The 18,720-nt window shown below is 72.7% G+C and carries 13 protein-coding genes; 5 read left to right on the plus strand and 8 right to left on the minus strand.

What is annotated here, in order from left to right; genetic code table 11:
• Window positions 1–187: 187 nt before the first annotated feature.
• Entirely contained in the window at window positions 188–622 is a 435-nt protein-coding gene (locus LXM90_RS04525) for a histidine kinase (RefSeq protein WP_020090945.1), read from the plus strand.
• A gap of 561 nt (window positions 623–1,183) precedes the next feature.
• Window positions 1,184–3,130 carry a methyl-accepting chemotaxis protein gene (locus LXM90_RS04530; protein WP_234082948.1) on the plus strand — a complete coding sequence of 649 codons (1,947 nt, stop codon included), beginning with the start codon at window positions 1,184–1,186 and terminating at the stop codon, window positions 3,128–3,130.
• A 9-nt stretch (window positions 3,131–3,139) separates the two neighbouring features.
• Here the strand turns inward: LXM90_RS04530 and LXM90_RS04535 are convergent, their stop codons facing one another.
• The 7 genes from LXM90_RS04535 to LXM90_RS04565 all read right to left on the minus strand — a co-directional run bounded on the left by LXM90_RS04535 (window position 3,140) and on the right by LXM90_RS04565 (window position 10,104).
• Window positions 3,140–4,003, minus strand: coding sequence for a TetR/AcrR family transcriptional regulator (locus LXM90_RS04535; RefSeq protein WP_234081903.1), 864 nt, complete (start codon window positions 4,001–4,003; stop codon window positions 3,140–3,142).
• Between the two features lie 129 nt (window positions 4,004–4,132).
• Window positions 4,133–4,936: a pyrroline-5-carboxylate reductase gene (gene proC, locus LXM90_RS04540; RefSeq protein ID WP_103984698.1), complete on the minus strand. Its 804-nt coding sequence runs from the start codon at window positions 4,934–4,936 to the stop codon at window positions 4,133–4,135.
• Between the two features lie 26 nt (window positions 4,937–4,962).
• Complete coding sequence (locus LXM90_RS04545) at window positions 4,963–5,472, minus strand: YbjN domain-containing protein (protein ID WP_020090942.1); 510 nt, start codon at window positions 5,470–5,472, stop codon at window positions 4,963–4,965.
• A 290-nt stretch (window positions 5,473–5,762) separates the two neighbouring features.
• Window positions 5,763–6,047, minus strand: a complete 285-nt coding sequence (locus LXM90_RS04550) for an accessory factor UbiK family protein (protein WP_020090941.1) — start codon at window positions 6,045–6,047, stop codon at window positions 5,763–5,765.
• A 148-nt stretch (window positions 6,048–6,195) separates the two neighbouring features.
• The gene (locus LXM90_RS04555; protein ID WP_103984629.1) at window positions 6,196–6,441 is read right to left on the minus strand and encodes a hypothetical protein; all 246 of its coding nucleotides are present in this window, start codon (window positions 6,439–6,441) and stop codon (window positions 6,196–6,198) included.
• 133 nt (window positions 6,442–6,574) lie between these two features.
• Window positions 6,575–7,291 carry a PhoH family protein gene (locus tag LXM90_RS04560; protein WP_012321860.1) on the minus strand — a complete coding sequence of 239 codons (717 nt, stop codon included), beginning with the start codon at window positions 7,289–7,291 and terminating at the stop codon, window positions 6,575–6,577.
• 413 nt (window positions 7,292–7,704) lie between these two features.
• Window positions 7,705–10,104 carry an ATP-dependent helicase gene (locus LXM90_RS04565; RefSeq protein WP_103984699.1) on the minus strand — a complete coding sequence of 800 codons (2,400 nt, stop codon included), beginning with the start codon at window positions 10,102–10,104 and terminating at the stop codon, window positions 7,705–7,707.
• Window positions 10,105–10,439: 335 nt separating this feature from the next.
• Between LXM90_RS04565 and LXM90_RS04570 the strand changes: the two genes are divergently transcribed.
• Window positions 10,440–13,880 carry an AsmA-like C-terminal region-containing protein gene (locus tag LXM90_RS04570; protein ID WP_020090938.1) on the plus strand — a complete coding sequence of 1,147 codons (3,441 nt, stop codon included), beginning with the start codon at window positions 10,440–10,442 and terminating at the stop codon, window positions 13,878–13,880.
• Between the two features lie 96 nt (window positions 13,881–13,976).
• Here LXM90_RS04570 and LXM90_RS04575 read toward each other — a convergent pair whose 3' ends face one another.
• Window positions 13,977–16,112 carry a S9 family peptidase gene (locus LXM90_RS04575; RefSeq protein ID WP_020090937.1) on the minus strand — a complete coding sequence of 712 codons (2,136 nt, stop codon included), beginning with the start codon at window positions 16,110–16,112 and terminating at the stop codon, window positions 13,977–13,979.
• 464 nt (window positions 16,113–16,576) lie between these two features.
• On the opposite strand from LXM90_RS04575, the gene LXM90_RS04580 reads away from it, so the two are divergent.
• Window positions 16,577–18,274: a porin gene (locus LXM90_RS04580; RefSeq protein WP_026604586.1), complete on the plus strand. Its 1,698-nt coding sequence runs from the start codon at window positions 16,577–16,579 to the stop codon at window positions 18,272–18,274.
• Between the two features lie 137 nt (window positions 18,275–18,411).
• The gene (locus tag LXM90_RS04585) at window positions 18,412–18,639 is read left to right on the plus strand and encodes a hypothetical protein (RefSeq protein ID WP_103984631.1); all 228 of its coding nucleotides are present in this window, start codon (window positions 18,412–18,414) and stop codon (window positions 18,637–18,639) included.
• Window positions 18,640–18,720 lie beyond the last annotated feature (81 nt).

Raw genomic sequence — 18,720 nt, forward strand, 5'->3', positions numbered from 1 at the left:
CCGGTGTTGCCCGCGCGACCCCGCCGGCGTCAACTCCGTGCCCAGCCTATGATCAGGCCGCCGGAGTGCTTCGCCATTGTGCAACGGCGGCGCCGAATGCGGCGCGATGACGGCGCCGGGCTTGCGTGTGGATTGCATCCCAGCTTAGCATGCTGCATCGCAAAGCCAGCGCGAAGTCGAGTGCGGAATGCCCCCAGCCGACGACGAGACTGCCTCGAGCAGCCTTCCCCAGGGCAGCTGCTACCGGATCCAGGTTCTGGTCGTCGGCCGCCACAAGCGCTGGCGCGACGAGGTCTCGGCCCAGGTCCGGATGCTGGGCTACCAGGTCACCGCCTGCGACCGCGGCGTCGACGCCATGACGGTGCTGGCCCTGGGCCTGCCGGTGGACGTGCTGGTGGTCGATACCGCGCTCCAGGGCGGCCTGTGCTGCGCGCAGCTGGCCGTCGAGGCCCGGGCCCTGCGCCCGGCCCTGCGCATCATCCTCGCCAGCGACCCGGTCGACGCCATGGGGCCTGAGGCGTCGGTCCGCGTGCCCGACGCGCTGCTGGTCCCGCGCGACCAGTTCCAGAACGGGATGATCGCCACGACCATGCGCGAGGCGCTAGCGAGCCGCGCCGCCTGAACTCCGGCGCGAGGCCTGATCGACCCGGACGGCCCGCGAGCCGAGGGTCTGCGCGACCCGTCGATCGAATCGCGGCCGACGCGCTTCAGGCCGTCGCCATGTCTCCCCGAAGGTCGGGACTGTAGCGCGGGTCTTCCTGCCCGATGTCAGCAACGCGGGCCGGACCGTGCCGCAATGCAAGTGCATCGCCCGCGTGATCCAGCGCGAGCGTGTACCGCGCGAAGTCTCGACGCCGCTCGGCAGCGGACACGCGCAGGGCGAAGCTTCCGGGCGGACTGGGAGGCGCCGTCAGAACTGATCCATCGCGACGAGAACGCACCGATTGCCGTTTGCGCGCGCAGCCCGGCAGGTTTGGTCACCTCGAGCGCCCGAGATATCGGGTCTGTCTCTAAGTATTGTCGTCTATCATCTATAATACAAGTTGAACTTGATCGCGCGACACGATGTTGTCATGATCGTATCGTCTATCGTAAGGCCGAAAGTCTGGCCTCTTCTATGGAAGATACGTCTGTGAGAACTGGGATACGCGCTCGTCTCTACGCGGGATTTGCGATGCTCGTCATGATCACGGGCATCATCGGCGCATTCGCGATCTACCAGCAGGCTGTCATCGGCGCGGACCACGCGCTTCAGGAGCGCGTGGAGCGGGGGGCGCAGTCGGTCCTGATGATCGACGGTCACGCCGCACGCCTCGTCGGGACGGCCGAACGGTACCGGCTCCAGCCGGATCCCGACCTGATCGCCGCGATGGAGCAGGCCCGGCAGGCGATCGAGCAGACCTGCGACCGATACTTCTCGCTGGCCATGACGGACGGGGGGCGGAAGCTCTACGACGACGTGCGGGAGGCCGCCCGCGCCATGAAGCCGGAGCTGGAACGCCTCGCGGCGTCGGGGGCGAGCCTGCGCGAGGCCAGGACGAAGCTCTACGAGACCGGCAACGCGCTCACCACCCTTCTCGCGAGCCTGCTCGCGGACGTGCGCGCCCGGGCCGGCGAGGCGATGCTCGCGCGGGTCGAGCACGTCGAGAACGCCGTCCTGCGGTCCCGCATCGCGTCGGCCCGCTTCGTGATCGGCCTGGACGCACATGACCGCGACGCCTTCGAGCAGCGGGTCGAGCAGGCTCTGGCGGCCCTGGATGCGTTCAAGGACGCGCAGGGCGGCGCGGTCTTCGGGCAGCAGGTCAGGGCCGTCCGCGACGCGCTGATCGCCGCCGCGGCCGGCTTCCGCACGTACGATCGGGCGGTGGCGTCGGCGAAGGCGACGTTCGAGACCGGGATCAAACCCCACGCCGACGCGATCGACCGGCTCGGCATCGCGCTGCGCGACCGGATCGTGGCCGCCGGCGAGACTATTTCCCGGGAGACCGCCCTGGCGGCGAGGCGGGCCCGGTACATCCTGATCGGCTTGGTCGCCGCGGCCCTGCTCCTCGGGGGTATCCTGGCCTTCGTGCTGGCCCGCAGCGTCATCCGACCGGTCGCCGGCATGACGGAGGCGATGACGCGGCTGGCCGAGGGCGATCTTCACGTCGCGGTGCCGTACCGCGCGGCGACCGACGAGATGGGCGCGATGGCCAAGGCCGTCGACGTCTTCCGCCAGAACGCGGTCGCGCGGGCGGAGCTCGAGGCGGCGCAGGCCGCCGAGCGGGAGGCCCGCCTGCGCCGGGCCGAGCGGGTCGAGCAGCGCGTCCACGCCTTCCAGGCGAAGATCGCCGCCTCGCTCGACATCGTCACGGCGGCGACCAGCGAACTCGACGCGACCGCGCAGGCGATGACCCGGGTGGCCGACAACACCAACAGCCAGGCCGTGACGTCGAGCTCGGCCGCCGCCCAGACCTCGGCCAACGTCCAGACCGTCGCGGCCGCCGCCGAGGAGATGGTCTCCTCGCTCCAGGAGATCGAGCGGCAGGTCGTGCGCTCGAACGCGGTGGCCGGTCACGCCGCCCACGAGGCCGAGGCGACCAACGCCGCCATGGCGAGCCTGCGCGCCGCCGCCGAGCAGATCGGGGCCGCCGTGATGATGATCTCCGGCATCGCGAACCAGACCAACCTGCTCGCCCTCAACGCCACCATCGAGGCGGCGCGGGCCGGCGAGGCGGGACGCGGCTTCGCCGTCGTGGCCTCCGAAGTGAAGGAGCTCGCCGCCCAGACGGCGCGGGCGACCGAGGAGATCGGCGGCCAGATCGCCGCGATCCAGGCGGCCTCCGGGCAGGCCGCGGAGGCGATGGCGCAGATCGCCCGCACGATCGCCTCCGTGAACGAGATCAGCGGCGCCATCGCGGCGACGGTGGTGCAGCAGACGGCGGCCACCGGCGAGATCTCGCGCAATGCCGGCGAAGCGGCGCGGGGGACGGAGGGCGTCTCGGCCAACGTGGCGCGCGTGCTGGCCGCCGCCCGGGAGGCCGGGAGCGCCGCCGCGCAGGTTCAGAGCGCGGCGGCCGAACTGGCGACGCAGTCCCTGACGGTCAAGCGCGAGGTCGACAGCTTCCTCAGCGACATCCAGGCCGCGTGAGCGACCGGTCTAGATGGCGGCAGCGGGGTCGCTCTCGTCACCGTCGCCGTCGCGGCTCCGCCGGTCGCGCGGCCGCCGGTCCAGGAACGAGCGGCCGATGGCGCGCAGGGGCGCCGTCAGGCGGCGAACGTCCTCGGCCCGCTCCATGATGCGCTCGCCGTTGCGGATCTCCTTGTCGAGCCGCGCCATCGTCCGGGCGAGCGCCGGATCGTCGTCGTCCAGCCAGACCTGGGTCACGCGGGCGAAGGCGATGACCACGCCCTGCAGCTTGAGCTGCCCGAGCGACCCCTCGGTGTCGATCCCGGCCGCCGCCAGCATGTAGCGGTGCGAGTTCAGCATCACGCCGTTCAGCGCCAGCATCGAGAGCGGCTCGCCCCGGAGCGCGTAGGCGATCCGGCGCAGCGCCGGCTTGTAGGGCTCCATGGCGTCGAGGCGGCGCATCAGCACGTCGAACAGCCGCTCGCGGGTCGGCTCCTCCTCGAGACCCGTGAGATCGCCCTCCAGAACCTTGCGGTCGATGATGCGTGTCAGCCCGCCGAGGACCGCCCCCTTCGACGGGAACAGGTCGCGCAACTCGGCGAGCGTCAGGCCCGCCTCCCGGGCGATGTCGCTGACCTCGATGTCGTTCCAGGGCTGCTCGGCGGCGAGGCGCATCAGGGCCTCGACGGCGGCCTCCCGGGGCGACAGCTTCGGCGCCCCGCCCTGCACCCCCGAATCGGCTGTCCCGGTCTGGCCGCTCCCCCCCGCCCCGCTCTCCTGCGCGACGCTCGCGTGGGCAGCGCTCTCTCGGGCAGCGCCTTCCTGCGCGTCGCCCGCCTTGGCGGGGCTCGCGGCCTTGCGGGGCCGCTTCGAGGGGGCTTTGCTGTCGGTCATGGATCGGTCGCCCGGTCTGATCGGTCGTGTGGCCTCATGTAGGCGGGCGGGCCGCGAAGGGCAGGTCCGTCGCGCGGCCATGCCGCACGGACGCCGCCCGATGTCAGCCCTTGATGCCAACGCCCGATGTCAGCCGGACAGTTCCCCCGCCCGCCGACGGGCCGCGGCCACGGCCTCGCGCATCAGCGCGCTGAGGCCGTCCTCCCGCATCAGCACGTCGAGGGCCGCCGCGGTGGTGCCGCCGGGCGACGTGACGTTGCGGCGCAACTCCGCCGCCTCGGCCGGGCTGGCATCGAGGAGCGCGCCGGCTCCCGCCACGGTCGCCCGGGCGAGGCGGCGGGCGACGTCGGGCTCCAGGCCGGCCGCGATGCCGGCCTCCGCCAGGGTCTCGGCCAGGAGGAAGACGTAGGCCGGTCCGGAGCCCGAGACCGCCGTCACGGCGTCGATCTGCGCCTCGTCGGCGAGCCACGCCACGGCGCCGTTGGCCGCGAACAGGGCCTCGGCGGCCGCCCGCTGCGCGGGGGTGACCTCCGAGCTCGCACAGGCACCGGTGGCGCCCCGGCCGATGCTCGCCGGCAGGTTGGGCATCGCCCGGACGATCGCCCGCGCCCGCGGCAGCCGGCCGCGGAGATCCGCGACGGTCTTGCCCGCCAGGATCGAGACGAGGAGCGTGTCGCGGCCGATGAGCCGATCGAGCCCGGGGGCCGCCGTGTCCAGGCCCTGAGGCTTGATCCCGAGGACCAGAACGTCGCCGGGCTCGGGATCGGACGGGTTCAGGGCGATGCCCCGCTCGGCGCAGAGATCCACGATCGGGCGCACGGGCACCGGGTCGATGATGGTGGTGCGGCGGGGATCGAGGCCCGCCTTTAGCCAGCCCGCCAGCATCGCGCCGCCCATCTTGCCGGCCCCGGCCAGGACCAGGGAGGCGGGCATCCGCGCCGTGGAGGCGCCGGGGGCGGTCACGCCTCGCCTTCGGTCTCGAACAGGACGGCGTCGAGGGCCTCGCGGGCGCTCTTGCCGGCCCAGAGGACGAACTGGAACGCCTGGAAGTAGCGCTCGCAGGCGTCGACCGCCGTCTTCATCATCGTGGCGCATTGCGGGTGGGTCGGGACGGCGCCGCCGGTCAGCAGGAGCGCGTGCCGGAACATCACCACGCTGTCGGTCGTCCAGAGGTCGAAATGGCCGACCCAGAGCTGCTCGTTGATCAGCGCGATCAGGCGCATCACCTCGGTGCGCTGCCGCTCCGGCACCTTGAGGTCGAAGGCGCAGGCGACGTGGAGCGCCTCGACGTCCTCGATCCACGTGAAGGCGACGTTGTAGTCGGTCCAGCGACCGGGGCTCGTGACCGACATCTCGTCGGTCTCGGCCCGGTCGAAGATCCAGTCGCGCAGGGAGGCCAGCCGCTCGACGACGTCGAGCGGATGCTCGTTCCGGTCCGGGTCGTGGAAGTCGACGTTGAGAAGCGGCATGACGATCCAAAAGGACGACCCGGACGAGATCCGGCCCGACGTGGCGGTGACGCGAAACCGGAGCGCGAGAACACTCCGAGAACTGGAACGACCGGCAGATCTAGGCCGGCGGTGACGCGATCGACTGTCGAAGCTCTGCGGACATCGCCCCGCAGCCCCCGAATCACCCTATGCCCGACTATAGACCGGCCGTGACTCGCGACACAAAGTGCAGGTCACATTCAGTGAACAGGAAACCGGATCGTCGACGCCGCTTCCTGTGTAAAAGCCCGCGGCGTTGCCGCGGCGACTCAGACCACCTCGCTCAGGCCCGCGGCGCCCGCTCCGGCGCTCCCGGATCGCGCCTCCAGGGCCGCCACGCGGGCCGTCAGGGCCTCGTTCTGCGCCTGGAGCTGGGTCACGAGGTCGCGGAGCACGTCGAGCTCTTCGCGGGAGGCGATGTCGAGGTCGCGGACGACGCGCTCGAGCTGCGCCCGGACCACGGTCTCGGCCTCGCGGCGGACGCCCTGGGCGGCGCCGGCGGCGTCCGTCATGAGGCGGGCGAGGTCGTCGAACAGTCGATTTGAGGGGGGCATCGGGGTCTCCCGGATCGGCCGGCTGCCGCAGCGGCCGCCTGACGGCGCGATTCGAGACGACGAGATAGGAATCTTCGGAACGGGGAGCAACGCCCGGTTCCGGCCGGGCGAGCGGAGCGGGGCCGGAAGACCCCACTCCGCCGTTCAATCACATGCGATGCATGCGGCGGTGCATGCGGTGATGCATCATCCGGCGCTCCATGCGGCGGTGCATCATGCGCCGCTCCATGCGGCGATGCATCATGCGCCGCTCCATGGGAGTCATCCGGGCATGCGTCACCGCGTCGGGCGCCGACACGGCGCCGGGCATCGCGGGCGCGGCCGAGGCCGGCTGGACGAGGGCGGCGCCGCCGAGCGAGGCCAGCACGGCGAAGGCGAAGGTCAGTTTCCTCACGAGGAGACTCCAGTTCTCTGAAGGCCGGGCTCGGCGCCCGGTTCATCCTCCCGAATGGGAGGTGCGGAGAGTCGTCTCGTGCCGGGGGACGGCACGGCGGGTCTGCGAGGACCCGCCGCCATCAACTTCCGATTTAGAGATTCGTTTCCTCGAACGCCTTCACCCACTCGGCGCAGATGCCGGAGCGGACGATGTCGTTGCGGGTGAACTCCACCACTGGGATCGGCATCATCCGGCTCTTGACCATGTGCATGACGGTCCGCAGGCCCGAGGTCTCGCGGAGATCCGTCTGCGAGACGTCGCCGTTGATGATGACCTGGCAATCGTCGCCGATGCGGGTCAGGAACATCTTGATCTCGTTGATCGTGGTGTTCTGCGCCTCGTCGAGGATCACGAGGCAGTTCTTGAAGGTCCGGCCGCGCATCACCTCGAAGGGGACGATCTCGATGTCGCCGGTCTTCAGAGCGATCTCGAAGGCGGCGGCGCCCATGCGCTCCTTCATGGCCTCGGTGAGCGGGGCGACCCAGGGGGCGATCTTCTCTTCCAGGGTGCCGGGGAAGTAGCCCAGCGACCGGCCCGAGGGCACGTTCGGGCGGGTGATGACCACCTTGGCGATGCGGCGCTGGCGGAGCTGGTCCGCCGCGCGGGTGCCGGCGATGAAGGTCTTGCCGGTGCCGGCGGGCCCCAGGACGATGACCTGCGGCGAGCGGGCGAGGGCGTCGAGGTACTCGGCTTGGCGTTCGGTGAGCGGCTGGATGGGAGCGAGATTGCGTTCTTCGTCGAAGCGTGTGCGATGAATGCGGGACGTGCGGTCTTCAACCAGTTCAAGTCGTGCGCGGCGTCTCTTCATGGATGTACACTCCAACGGGACTTGCCAACCTGGATCTGTCTCTGAACTGCCGTTTACCTGCTTGCTCCCGGTTCTACTCGCTTGCGGAACTTAATACCGGCCCACGGCCGAAGGTTCCGCCCCGCGCTCGTCCGCCTGTGGAGAGCGTCACGACGTTCCGTGCGCGGCCGAATACGCGATGCAACTGGCGCACCAGTGCGATTCGCGCCCGACGATTGCGCGCCGGGTGTGACTAAGGGGTGACGGTCGGTGGCGAGGCTTCGAAAAAGCCGCGCGGCTGGCGCGGATGCATCAGGTTCGGGACGGTGGTGTCGCGGTAACGCGGCATCCGGCACGGTCGCGATCCTCCCCGCCCGCGCGGGCGAAGCCGGCCGACCCTGCCGCCCTGACACGTCCGGGCTTGGTCGGCGGGACTAGCTCGATCCGGCCTGGACGAAGCTGTCGAGGACCATCTTCCGGCCGGCCTTGTCGAAGTCAACGGTCAGCTTGTTGCCGTCGACCGCCGCGACCGTTCCGGGGCCGAACTTGGTGTGGAAGACCCGCTGGCCGCCCTGGAAGGCCGAGGGCGCACCCGTCGACTTGGCGATCAGCTCGCCCTCGATCTGGCGGGGACCGCCGGACTGGCCCCCGGACCGGCCCCCAGGGCCCGCCGAGCGGAAGCCGCCTCCGGACCCCGATCCGAACCCGGACCGGCCGCCCGGCGCGGTGTTGGCCTGCGCGCGCTGCCAGCCCGGCGTGCCATAGCTCGATCCGAACGGCGTCGGGTTGCGGTCGAACCGCGAGGCGCCGGCGGAGAAGTGCGCCGGGGCTTCGACCACGTCGACCGCCGTCTCGGGCAACTCGTCGATGAACCGGGACGGGATGGTCGAGGACCAGAGGCCGTGGATGCGCCGGTTGACCGCGAAGGACAGCTTCGCGCGCTTGCGCGCCCGGGTCAGCCCGACATGGGCGAGGCGCCGCTCCTCCTCCAGGCCCGCCCGGCCGCTCTCGTCGAGCGCGCGCTGGTTCGGGAACAGGCCGTCCTCCCAGCCGGGGAGGAACACGGTGTCGAACTCGAGCCCCTTGGCGGCGTGGAGCGTCATCAGCGAGACCCGCTCGGCGCCCTCCGCCTCCGAGGCCTCCATCACCAGGGAGACGTGCTCCAGGAAGGCCGCGAGGTCGGGGAACTCCTCCATGGAGCGGACGAATTCCTTCAGGTTCTCCAGCCGGCCGGCGGCGTCGGCGGAGCGGTCCTTCTGCCACATCTCAGTGTAGCCGGACTCCTCAAGGATGGTCTGCGCGACCTCGCTGTGCGGCTGCGTCTCCGCGAGCCGCGCCCATCGCGAGAAACTCTCGGTCAGCGCCCGCAGGGTCGAGCGGACCCGGGGCTTCAGCTCGTCGGTCTCGCACAGGCGCGCGGCGGCGATGCGCAGAGGCAGCCGGTTGGCGCGGCCGTAGGTGTGGAGCTGCTGCAGGGTGGCGTCGCCCAGGCCGCGCTTGGGCGTGTTCACGATCCGCTCGAAGGCGAGGTCGTCGCTGACGTTCACGGTGGCGCGCAGGTAGGCCAGCGCGTCGCGGATCTCGGCGCGCTCGTAGAAACGCGGGCCGCCGATGACCCGGTAGGGCAGCCCGAGCTGGACGAACCGGTCCTCGATCTCGCGCATCTGCGCCGAGATCCGCACCAGCACGGCGATCTCCGACAGGGGATGCTGCTTCGACTGGAGGGACTCGATCGACTCGGCGAGCATCCGCGCCTCCTCCTCGGAATCCCACGCGCCCGTCACGGTGACGCGCTCGCCCGGCTCGTCGTCGGTGCGCAGAGTCTTGCCGAGGCGGCTCTCGTTCCTGGCGATCAGCCCGGAGGCGGCGGCCAGGATGTGGCCCGTGGAGCGGTAGTTGCGCTCCAGGCGCACCACCACCGCGCCCGGGAAGTCGTGCTCGAAGCGCAGGATGTTGTCGACCTCGGCCCCGCGCCAGCCGTAGATCGACTGGTCGTCGTCGCCGACGCAGGCGATGTTCTTCCGGGACTGCGCCAGGAGGCGCAGCCACAGGTACTGGGCGACGTTGGTGTCCTGGTACTCGTCGACCAGGATGTAGCGGAACCGGTCCTGGTAATTGGCCAGGACGTCGGGGTTCTCCCGCCAGAGCTTGAGGCAGAGCAGCAGGAGATCGCCGAAATCGACGGCGTTCAGCGTCGCCAGCCGGGCCTGGTAGGCGGTGTAGAGGGCGCCGCCCTTGCCGAACGCGAAGGCCGAGGCCTCGCCCGGGGGCACCTGCTCGGGGCCGAGGCCGCGGTTCTTCCAGCCGTCGATGGCGTGGGACAGGGCCCGGGCCGGCCAGCGCTTCTCGTCGACGTTCTGGTCGGCGATGACCTGCTTCATCAGCCGGAGCTGGTCGTCGGTGCCGAGGATGGTGAAGTCGGATTTCAGCCCGACCAGCTCGGCGTGGCGGCGCAGGATCTTGGTGCCGATGGCGTGGAAGGTGCCGAGCCACGGCATGCCCTCTCCGGCCGGCCCGATCAGCGCGCCGATCCGGTGCTTCATCTCCCGGGCGGCCTTGTTGGTGAAGGTCACCGCCAGGATGTCGAAGGGGCGCGCCCGGTTGGTGGCGATCAGGTGGGCGATGCGGGTGGTCAGCACCCGGGTCTTGCCGGTGCCGGCGCCGGCCAGCACCAGGACCGGGCCCTCCGTGGTCTCGACGGCGCGGCGCTGCTCGGGGTTGAGCCCCTCGAGGTAGCCGGCCGCGTCGCGCCGGAGGGCGCCCATGGCGCGGGCGGCGATGGACGTGGCGGGCGCGCCGTCCCCGGTGGGTTGCGGATGCGGGCGGTTCTGCATCCCGCTTCCCTGGACCAAATCGCGAACGGCGTCGAGGCCGTTCGCGCCGCGGCGGGGGCGCGGAGCCATGAAGCGCGGCTGTCCGCGCCGGGGTGATCCGCGTCCTTCGGGCTGGTCGCGTTCCGCGGCCGATCGCGCGATCCATAGGCCGCGGGCCCGGGATGCCCGAGGAACCTCGCGCGTGCCCCGACCGCCGCTCGGGACCGTGGCATCGCCGCTGGCGCCCCCGGCGGCTTATCGTGCTATGGCCGTGGCGACTGACTCGCGGGGGCACGCGGGGCACGGCGGCCCGGTGAGGTCGCGGCCTCGCGCAGAGATGGTGCGGAACGGGACCATTGCGTGATCTTCTGACCGCGCTGGCGTGCGCCGTCATCCTGGTTCTCGTGGCGGCGCTCGCGGTCCCGCCCTTCGTCGACTGGCAGGCCCATCGCGGGCTCGTCGAGCGGGCGCTCGCCCGGTCCCTGGGCGTTCCGGTCCGGACCGACGGCCGGATCGAGGTCCGCCTGCTGCCGTCGCCGCGGCTGCGCGTCGACCGCCTCCACCTCGGCGCCGATCCGGACCGCCCCAGCCTCGATGCCCGGTTCGTCAAGGCCGAGATCGCCCTGGCGCCGCTCCTCAAGGGCGAGTTCCGCTTCACCGAGACCCGGATCGGCCGGGCCGAGATCAAGCTCCCGGTCGCCGGCCCGGACACGCTGAAGCTGCCGCCCGATTTCGGCGGGGCCCTGCGCGACCGCGACCTCGCCATCGAGAACCTGCACATCCAGCAGTTCCTCGTCACCACGCAGGTCCCCGCCACCGGGCGGACCGACCAGCTCTACGTCCAGGACCTGCGCCTGCAGGCGCCGGCCCTGGTCGGGCCCTGGCGGATCGAGGGGACGAGCGGCGGCGTCCCGTTCCGGGCGGTCAGCGGCACGCCGGGACCGGACGGGCGCCTCGCCGCCAAGATCTCCGGCGGCGGCGACGCGACGCCGCGCTTCGAGGCGGACGCGCGGTTCGGCCTCGTCCCCGCCGAATCCGGCGGCGCCCAGGTCGAGGCCGAGGGCTCCGCCCGCCTCGTCGTCGGGCCGCCGACCCAGGCGGCCGGCGCCTACCTGCCGTTCTCGCTGGCCGGCACCTTCAAGGCCCGGGGCACGCAGGTGCGCTTCGAGGCCGTCGACCTCGCCATCGACCCCGGCGGCCGGGCCCTGCGGCTCGGCGGCACCGGACGGCTCGACCTGCGCCAGTGGCGCGCCGGCCTGACCCTGGACGCCCGCCGCCTCGACCTCGACGCCTTCCTGGCCTCGGCGGAGGGGCAGAACCTGATCGCCCGCGGCCTGCCGCGCTCGACGGGCAGCCTGCCGGCGATGCTCGACCTCGACCTCACGGTGGGCAGCGCCGTGCTGGGCGGCGAGGAATGGTCGAACCTCGCCCTCACCGGCACCCTGGAGCGGGCCGGCGGCCTGCTGCTGCGCCGCTTCGCGGTGACCGGCCCGGCCGAGTCCACCGTCACGGCGAGCGGGCAGGTCGAGACGGCGCCGCTGCGCTTCTCCGGCCCGGTGGCGCTCGCCGCCCCCGACTCGGAGGCGCTCGGCCGCTACCTGCGCCGCCTCGGCGCCGAGGGGCCGCTCGTCGCGCTCCTCGACGGGCGGAAGATCGAGGCCGCCGCCGACCTGTCGGCCGCCGGGACCGGCCTATCCCTGCGCAACATGCGCCTCGGCCTCGGGCCGGCGCGGATCACCGGGAACGCCCGCTACACCGCCGCCGAGGGCGCCGAGCGCGGGCGGTTCGAGGCCCAGATCCGCGCCACCGGCCTCGACATCGCCGGCCTGCCGCCCCTCGGGACGACCCTCGGCACCCTGCGCGACACCGACCTCGCCCTGACGCTCGAGGCGAAGGACGTCCGGTTCGGCACCGCGGGCTCCGGTACCGGCACGATCGCGGCGCGGATCCAGTCGGACGGCGCCGGCCTGGCGGTCGACAGCCTCGACGTCACCGACCTCGCCGGCGCCAGCGCCCGGCTGTCCGGTCAGATCGGCGCGGACGGGACCGGCCGCGTCTCCGGGCGCCTCAAGGCGCCGGCGGCGGCGCCGCTGCTTGGCCTGCTCGAGCGGGTCTGGGTGGGCGAGATCCGCCTGCTGCCCGCCTTCCTGCGGGACGCGCCCCTCGACCTCGCCGTCACCCTCGACCGGGAGGGCGGCGCGGCCGCGGCCCTGCGGACCCAGGCCCGGGGCAGCGCCGGCGGCGGCACCCTCGACCTGACGCTCGCGAGCCGTGGCACGCGGATCGAGGGCGGCACCGCCACCCTCACGGCGCCGCGGGCCGGACCGTGGTTCGGCCGCGCCGACCTCGCCGGCCTGCAGCAACCTGCCGAGCTTCGGCTGACCGCCGAGCGGCCGGACGGCCAGTCCCTTGCCCTGACGGCGAGCGGCACGGTCGCGGGCCTGCGCCTCGCCACGGGCCGCCCGATCCTGGTCGGTCCCGACTTCGTCCCCACCGGCGGCACGCTCCGCGGCGAGACGGCCGATCTGGCGCCGTTCCTGACGCTGGCCGGCGCCGCGACCCTGGCACCGGGCGCGTGGCCGGCCGACCTCACCGTCACGCTGTCGCGGCAGCAGGGCGAGGCCGCCGCCGCGCTCGCCGGCACGGTCGCGGGCGCGGGGGTGAACGGGACGCTGCTGCGGTCGGCAGGCGGTGCCCTGCACGGCCGCCTCGCCCTCGACCGGCTGTCGATCCCGCAGCTCGCGGCCGCCCTGGTGATCCCGCCGGGGGCGAACGGCGCGTTCGGCCCGCCGACCGCCCACCCGGCCCTGTCGCTCGACGCCCGCGTGGCCAGCCTGGATCTCGGCCGCGGCCTCGTCGCCACCGACGCGACCGCTGCCCTCGGCCTCGCCGACGCGGGCCTGACCCTGCGCGACCTGACCGGCAAGCTCGCCGGCGGCCGCCTCGCGGGCTCGGTGACGATCGCCCGGCTCGGGGCCGGCGCCTCGGTCTCGGGCTCGGGCAGCCTCGACGGCGCGGCGCTCCCCACCCTGGCCGGCGGCCCGTTCGGCGGCCGCCTGAGTGCCGACCTGCGCTTCGCCGCCACGGCCGAGACCCTGCCGGGCCTCGCCGACAGCCTCTCGGGCAGCGGCGCGCTCACCCTGACGGACCTGAGCCTGCCCGCGGCCGATCCCGCGGCGCTCGGCCGCGCTCTCGCCCGCGCGGCCGAGATGGACGACCCGCTCCGCGAGGGCCGGCTCCAGGCGCTCGTCACCGAGGAACTCGCCCGGGGCGGCGCGCAGGCGCGCGGATCCGCCCGGGCCGCCGCCACGATCGTGGGGGGCGTGCTGCGGGCCGGGCCGTTCGACCTCGATCTCGGGCCGGCCCGCTGGGTCGGCACCGTCGGCTACGACCTGCGCGCCGGGCGCCTCGACGCCCGCGGCACGCTCGCGGGCGGCCCGGTGCCCCGCGGCTGGAATGCCGGGCCGCCCGCGGTCCAGTTCGGCCTGACCGGGCCGCTCGGCGCGCCCGAGCGGGTGCTCGACGTCGGCACCCTGTCGAACGGCCTCGCGGCCTTCGTGCTGCAGCGCGAGCTGGAGACGATCGAGCTGACCGAGGCCGACCAGGTGGAGCGGCAGCGCCGCCGCGCCCGGATCGAGATGGATCGGGCCCGCGCGGCGGCCCTCAAGGCCGCGGCCGAGAAGGCCGCTGCGGACAGGACTGCCGCCGACAAGGCCGCCGAGGAGGCGGCGAGGCGGCCGCGCAACCCGGAGGAGGGTGCTGCCCAGCCACCGGCGCCGGCCGAGGCCCGGCCGTGAGGCCGGCCGCGTCCTGAGGGCGGGGGTGGGGCTGGCCAGCGTGACGGCCTCAGGCGCAGCACCCCTTGGAGCGCCGCGCCCGCACGGGCGGCGGCTCTACGCCTTCCCCACCGCCATGAGCGCGAAGGCGTAGATCAGCGCCACCTCCTCCAGCCGGTCGAACCGGCCGGCGGCGCCGCCGTGGCCGGCCTCCATGTTGATCCGCAGGAGCACCGGCCCGCCGCCCGTCATGGTGGCGCGCAGCCGCGCGACCCACTTGGCCGGCTCCCAGTAGGTCACCCGCGGGTCGGTCAGCCCGCCGAGCGCCAGGATCGCCGGGTAGTCCTTGGCGGCGACGTTGTCGTAGGGCGAGTAGGACAGGATCGTCCGGAAGGCGGCCTCGCTCTCGCCCGGGTTGCCCCATTCGGGCCATTCCGGCGGCGTCAGCGGCAGCTCCGCGTCGAGCATGGTGTTGAGCACGTCGACGAAGGGCACGTCGGCGACGATGCCGGCGAACAGCTCGGGCGCGAGGTTGGCCACAGCCCCCATCAGCATCCCGCCCGCCGACCCGCCATGGGCGACGATGCGTTTCTCGGCGGTGTAGCGCGCCGCGATCAGGGCGCGGGCGCAGGCGATGAAGTCCGTGAAGGTGTTGGGCTTCTTCTCGCGCTTGCCGTCGAGGTACCAGCGCCAGCCCTTCTCGGTGCCGCCGCGGATATGCGCGATGGCGTAGACGAAGCCGCGGTCGACGAGGCTCAGCAGGTTCGTGCGGAACGCCGCCGGCATCAGCGTGCCGTAGGAGCCGTAGCCGTAGAGCAGCAGCGGCGCGCTGCCGTCGAGGGCGAGGTCCCGCCGGTGCAGCAGCGAGATCGGCACCTGCTCGCCGTCGGGCGCGGTGGCGAAGAGCCGCCGGGTCACGTAGGCGGCCGGGTCGTGCCCGCTCGGCACCGCCTGCCGCTTGCGCAGGAGCCGGGTGCGGGCCGCGCAGTCGTAGTCCCAGGTCTCCGACGGGGTCGTCATCGACGAGTAGACGAAGCGGATCGTGGCCGTGTCGAAGGCGAGCCCGGCCCGCAGGCCGAGGGAGTAGGCCTCCTCGGCGAAGGCGACGCTGTGCTCGGTGCCGTCAGCGAGGTCTCTCACGACGATCCGCGGCTTGGCGTTCTCGATCTCCAGCCGGACCAGGTGGCCGGCCAGCAGGTGCAGGTGGCGGATCATCACCCCGGGCCGGTGCGGCACGAGGTCGGTCCAGTTGGCGCGGCCCGGATCGTCGAGCGGCGCGGTGACGATCTTGAAGTCCTCGGCGCCGTCCGCGTTGGTGCGGATGAACAGGCGGTCGCCGCGGTGCTCGACGCCGTAGATCAGCAGCGGCGTGCGCGGCTCGACGAGGCGCAGGGGGGCGTCTTCCGCGTGCCGGTCGAGCAGCCGGACCTCGGAGGTCTCGTGGTCGCTCACCGTCACGTCGAGGAAGGCGCCGGACTGCGTCTTGCCGATGTGGACGAAGTAGCCGGCATCGGCCTCCGTGTAGACGGTCTCGTCCTCGCTCTGCCCCGTGCCGACGCGGTGGCGCATCACCTTGGCGGGGCGGTGGTTGGCGTCCACCGCCACGTACCAGAAGCTCGCGCCGTCCGCGGCCCAGACCGCCTCGCCGGAGGTCGCCTCGACCCGGTCGTCGAGATCGAGGCCGGTGGCGACGTCGCGCACCCGGATCGTGTAGAGTTCCGAGCCCTTGGTGTCGGCGCTCCAGGCGAGCCGGGCGTGGTCGTCGGAATGCACCGCGGCGGCGATCTCGAAGAACGGCAGGCCCTCACCCTCGCGGTCGCCGTCGATGAGGATCGTCTCGTCCGGGTCCAAGCCCGACTCGGGCACGTCGGGTGATGTGGCCGGCCGCCGGCAGATCAGCGGGTGCTGCCCGCCCTCGCGGTGGCGGGTGTAGTAGGCGAAGGGCCCGTCCGGCTCGGGGACGCCGCTCTCGTCCTCCTGGATCCGCCCGCGCATCTCGGCGACGAGCTGCCGCCGGAGCTCCGCGCTCCCGGCGAGCGCCGCCTCGGCGAAGGCGTTCTCGGCGTTCAGGTAGGCGGCGATGTCCTCCGGCAGCGCGGCCGGGTCCTTCAGGACCGTCTGCCAGTTCTCGGCCTTCAGCCACGCGTAGTCGTCGGTGATCTCCTGCCCGTGGACGCTGAAGCGTCGCGGCCGGGCCTCGGCCACCGGCGCGCCGGTCCTGTGAGCGAGCAAGCCGTGGCCGATCTCCGTCATCGTCTCTCCCGTCGGGTCCCGTCGCGCGCGGGTGTCGCGTCCGGGTGAGGGGATGTGTCCCGCCGGGCGCGCGGATGCAAGGCGTCCGGGGGCGCGGCCGGGGCGGGCGGCGCGTATCGCCGGCCGGGACGGCGCGGCCACGGGACCGGGGCCGATCCGTTGCTTTCCGGCATCGGTGGCGCGGGAAACGGTCCGGCCGACGACGCGATCCGCCGGCGCGGTTCCGCGCCGGAGCGGCGTCTGGAGCCGCGCCGGGGCGGCCCGATCGTGCGGTCTCGGCGAAGGTCCCGAACCCGCCAGGGACTTGGCGCAGCGGCCGATTTCGGCCTCAACGCGGCACCGGAACGCCGCGGGTGCGCCACAGATCCTGACAAGTCGAGCCGAGCACAGGCCCGAGAAAATCGCTCTGGGATTATCCGGCTCCGCGATCCGTCCGACATGAAGGGGGACTTGCGGATGGTGGAATGGCCGATTCGATGCATGTTGTGTGTGCGGAGTACCGGAAACATCGTGCGAAGCGGGGGACAACGGGCGTACTGGCGGGTGTTGCGGGGTTGCTGAGTCTGCCGGCGGAGGCGGCGGAACTTCCCGATCGGCGAAAATCGCAGCTCATCGAGCACGTGCGGATCTGCTCGGCCTACGGCCAGGCCTTCTTCTTCATCCCCGGCACCGATACCTGCCTGCGCCTCTCCGGCCGCGCGCGCTACGAGTACGCCTACCAACCTTCCTACAGCCGTTCGGGGAGTGCGACCGCCACCCCGGGGGATTACAGCGGCTACCAGGGCCGCCTCCGGATCAACCTCGACGCCCGGTCCCAGACGTCCTACGGCACCCTGCGCGCCTTCCTCCGCCTCGACGCCGGGAGCCGGACCGGTTTCGCCACCATGCATGCCGGCGCGCTGAACCGGATCGGCGGCGCCTTCCCGGCCCTGGGCGTCGACCAGTTCGGGCGGGCCCAGCAGCAGTTCAACGTCGACAAGGCCTTCATCCAGTTCGCCGGCATCACCGCCGGCCGCGCCTCCTCGTTCTTCGATTTCTACGCTCACGACTTCGAGTTCATCGTCGCCTCCATCGGCTCGGACAATCCCTCGACCAACCTCGCCGCCTACACGGCGACGCTAGGCAAGGGCCTGTCCGCCTCGCTGTCGATGGAGGACCCGGTATTCCGCCGCACGCCGGTCTACGCGTCCCAGAACGCCGCGGCCTCGGCGTTCCCGAATCCCGGCGCGATCCTCTCGCCCGGGAACCCCGTCGCCCCGGTCTTCGTCGGCTACGACGCCGCCGGCCGCCCGACCGGGGTGGGCTTCGTGGACACGGTCCAGCGCAGCCGCATGCCCGACATCGTCGGCGTCCTGCGCTCCGACCAGTCCTGGGGCTCCGCGCAGCTCTCGGGGGCCGTGCACGAGGTCAACCACGGCCTGCTCAGCAGCGTCTCGTTCGCCGGCACCAACCTGGGGGCGCCCGTCTCGGTGGGCAACAACCGCACCCCGGGCGGCGCGGCCTCCGCCCTCGGCTGGGCCGTGCAGGGGGGCGTGAAGATCAACCTGCCAGCGATAGCGACCGGCGACACGCTCTACCTGCAGGGCGCCTACGGGGAGGGCACCGCCCTGTATACCGGCCTGCCGGCCTATAACGGCCCCTGGGCGCAATCGGCCACCGCGGTGCAGGGGGCGGCCTTCTCCCAGTTCTTCAGCGACGGCGTGATCAACCCCTTCACGCAGCGCCTGGAGCTGTCGACGAGCTACTCGTTCACGGCGGCGATGCTGCACTACTGGACGCCCGCGGTCCGCTCCGCCTTCTTCGGCTCCTACGGCGCCCTGAGCTTCGCCCGCGGCGCCCGCGCGGCGCAGGGCGCCTATTTCGGCGTGACCGGGACCGGGCCGGGCACCCCCGGCACGCGGTTCTTCGACCTGAGCCAGGTCCTGCGGGACAGCTACCGCTTCGTGGTCGGCGGCAACCTGATCTGGTCGCCGGTGAAGGAGTTCGATATCGGCGTCGAGGCGATCTACACGCGCTACGGGCCGCAGAGCGGCCGCATCCTCGACCTGGGCCGGTATCCCAACCAGAACGCGGCCTACGTCAACAACCTCGCCAACCCGGTCTCGACCGCCCGCCACGTCGACGTCATCCAGGTGCGCGCGCGCGTGCAGCGGGACTTCTGAGGGCGGCTGCGGATCCGGGGTGATCCAAGAGGGCTGGCGGCGATGCCGGCTCGGCCGGGAGCCGGTTCCGGCCTGGGGCGTTGAACCGCGGGCCGTGGCTTCGACCACGGTCGCCGGTTCGATCCCGAGGTGCCGACATGGACGCGACCCCCGATCCGCAGCCGGATCCGCAGGACGATCACCCCGCCGCGGACCTGGAGCGGGTGAACGACATCCTCGCCGCCTGGGCGGCGCGCTCCGCCACCGAGAGCGCCGCGCTGATCGACCGGTTCGAGGCGATGGGCTACGAAGTCCGCGGCAAGTCGGAGGGTGAGATCGCCGACATCCTGCACCGGCCGCCGACGCGCGCGGCCGTCGCTAGATAGCTGTGGGTTGTAGGTAAAAAAGCCTTGACCTTCTGATTTTTCCTGAGAAACTGGAGGCTTCGCACGTCCGTCGTCGCACAC

Origin of the sequence: Methylobacterium oryzae (assembly GCF_021398735.1) — a bacterium.
Taxonomy (GTDB): domain Bacteria; phylum Pseudomonadota; class Alphaproteobacteria; order Rhizobiales; family Beijerinckiaceae; genus Methylobacterium.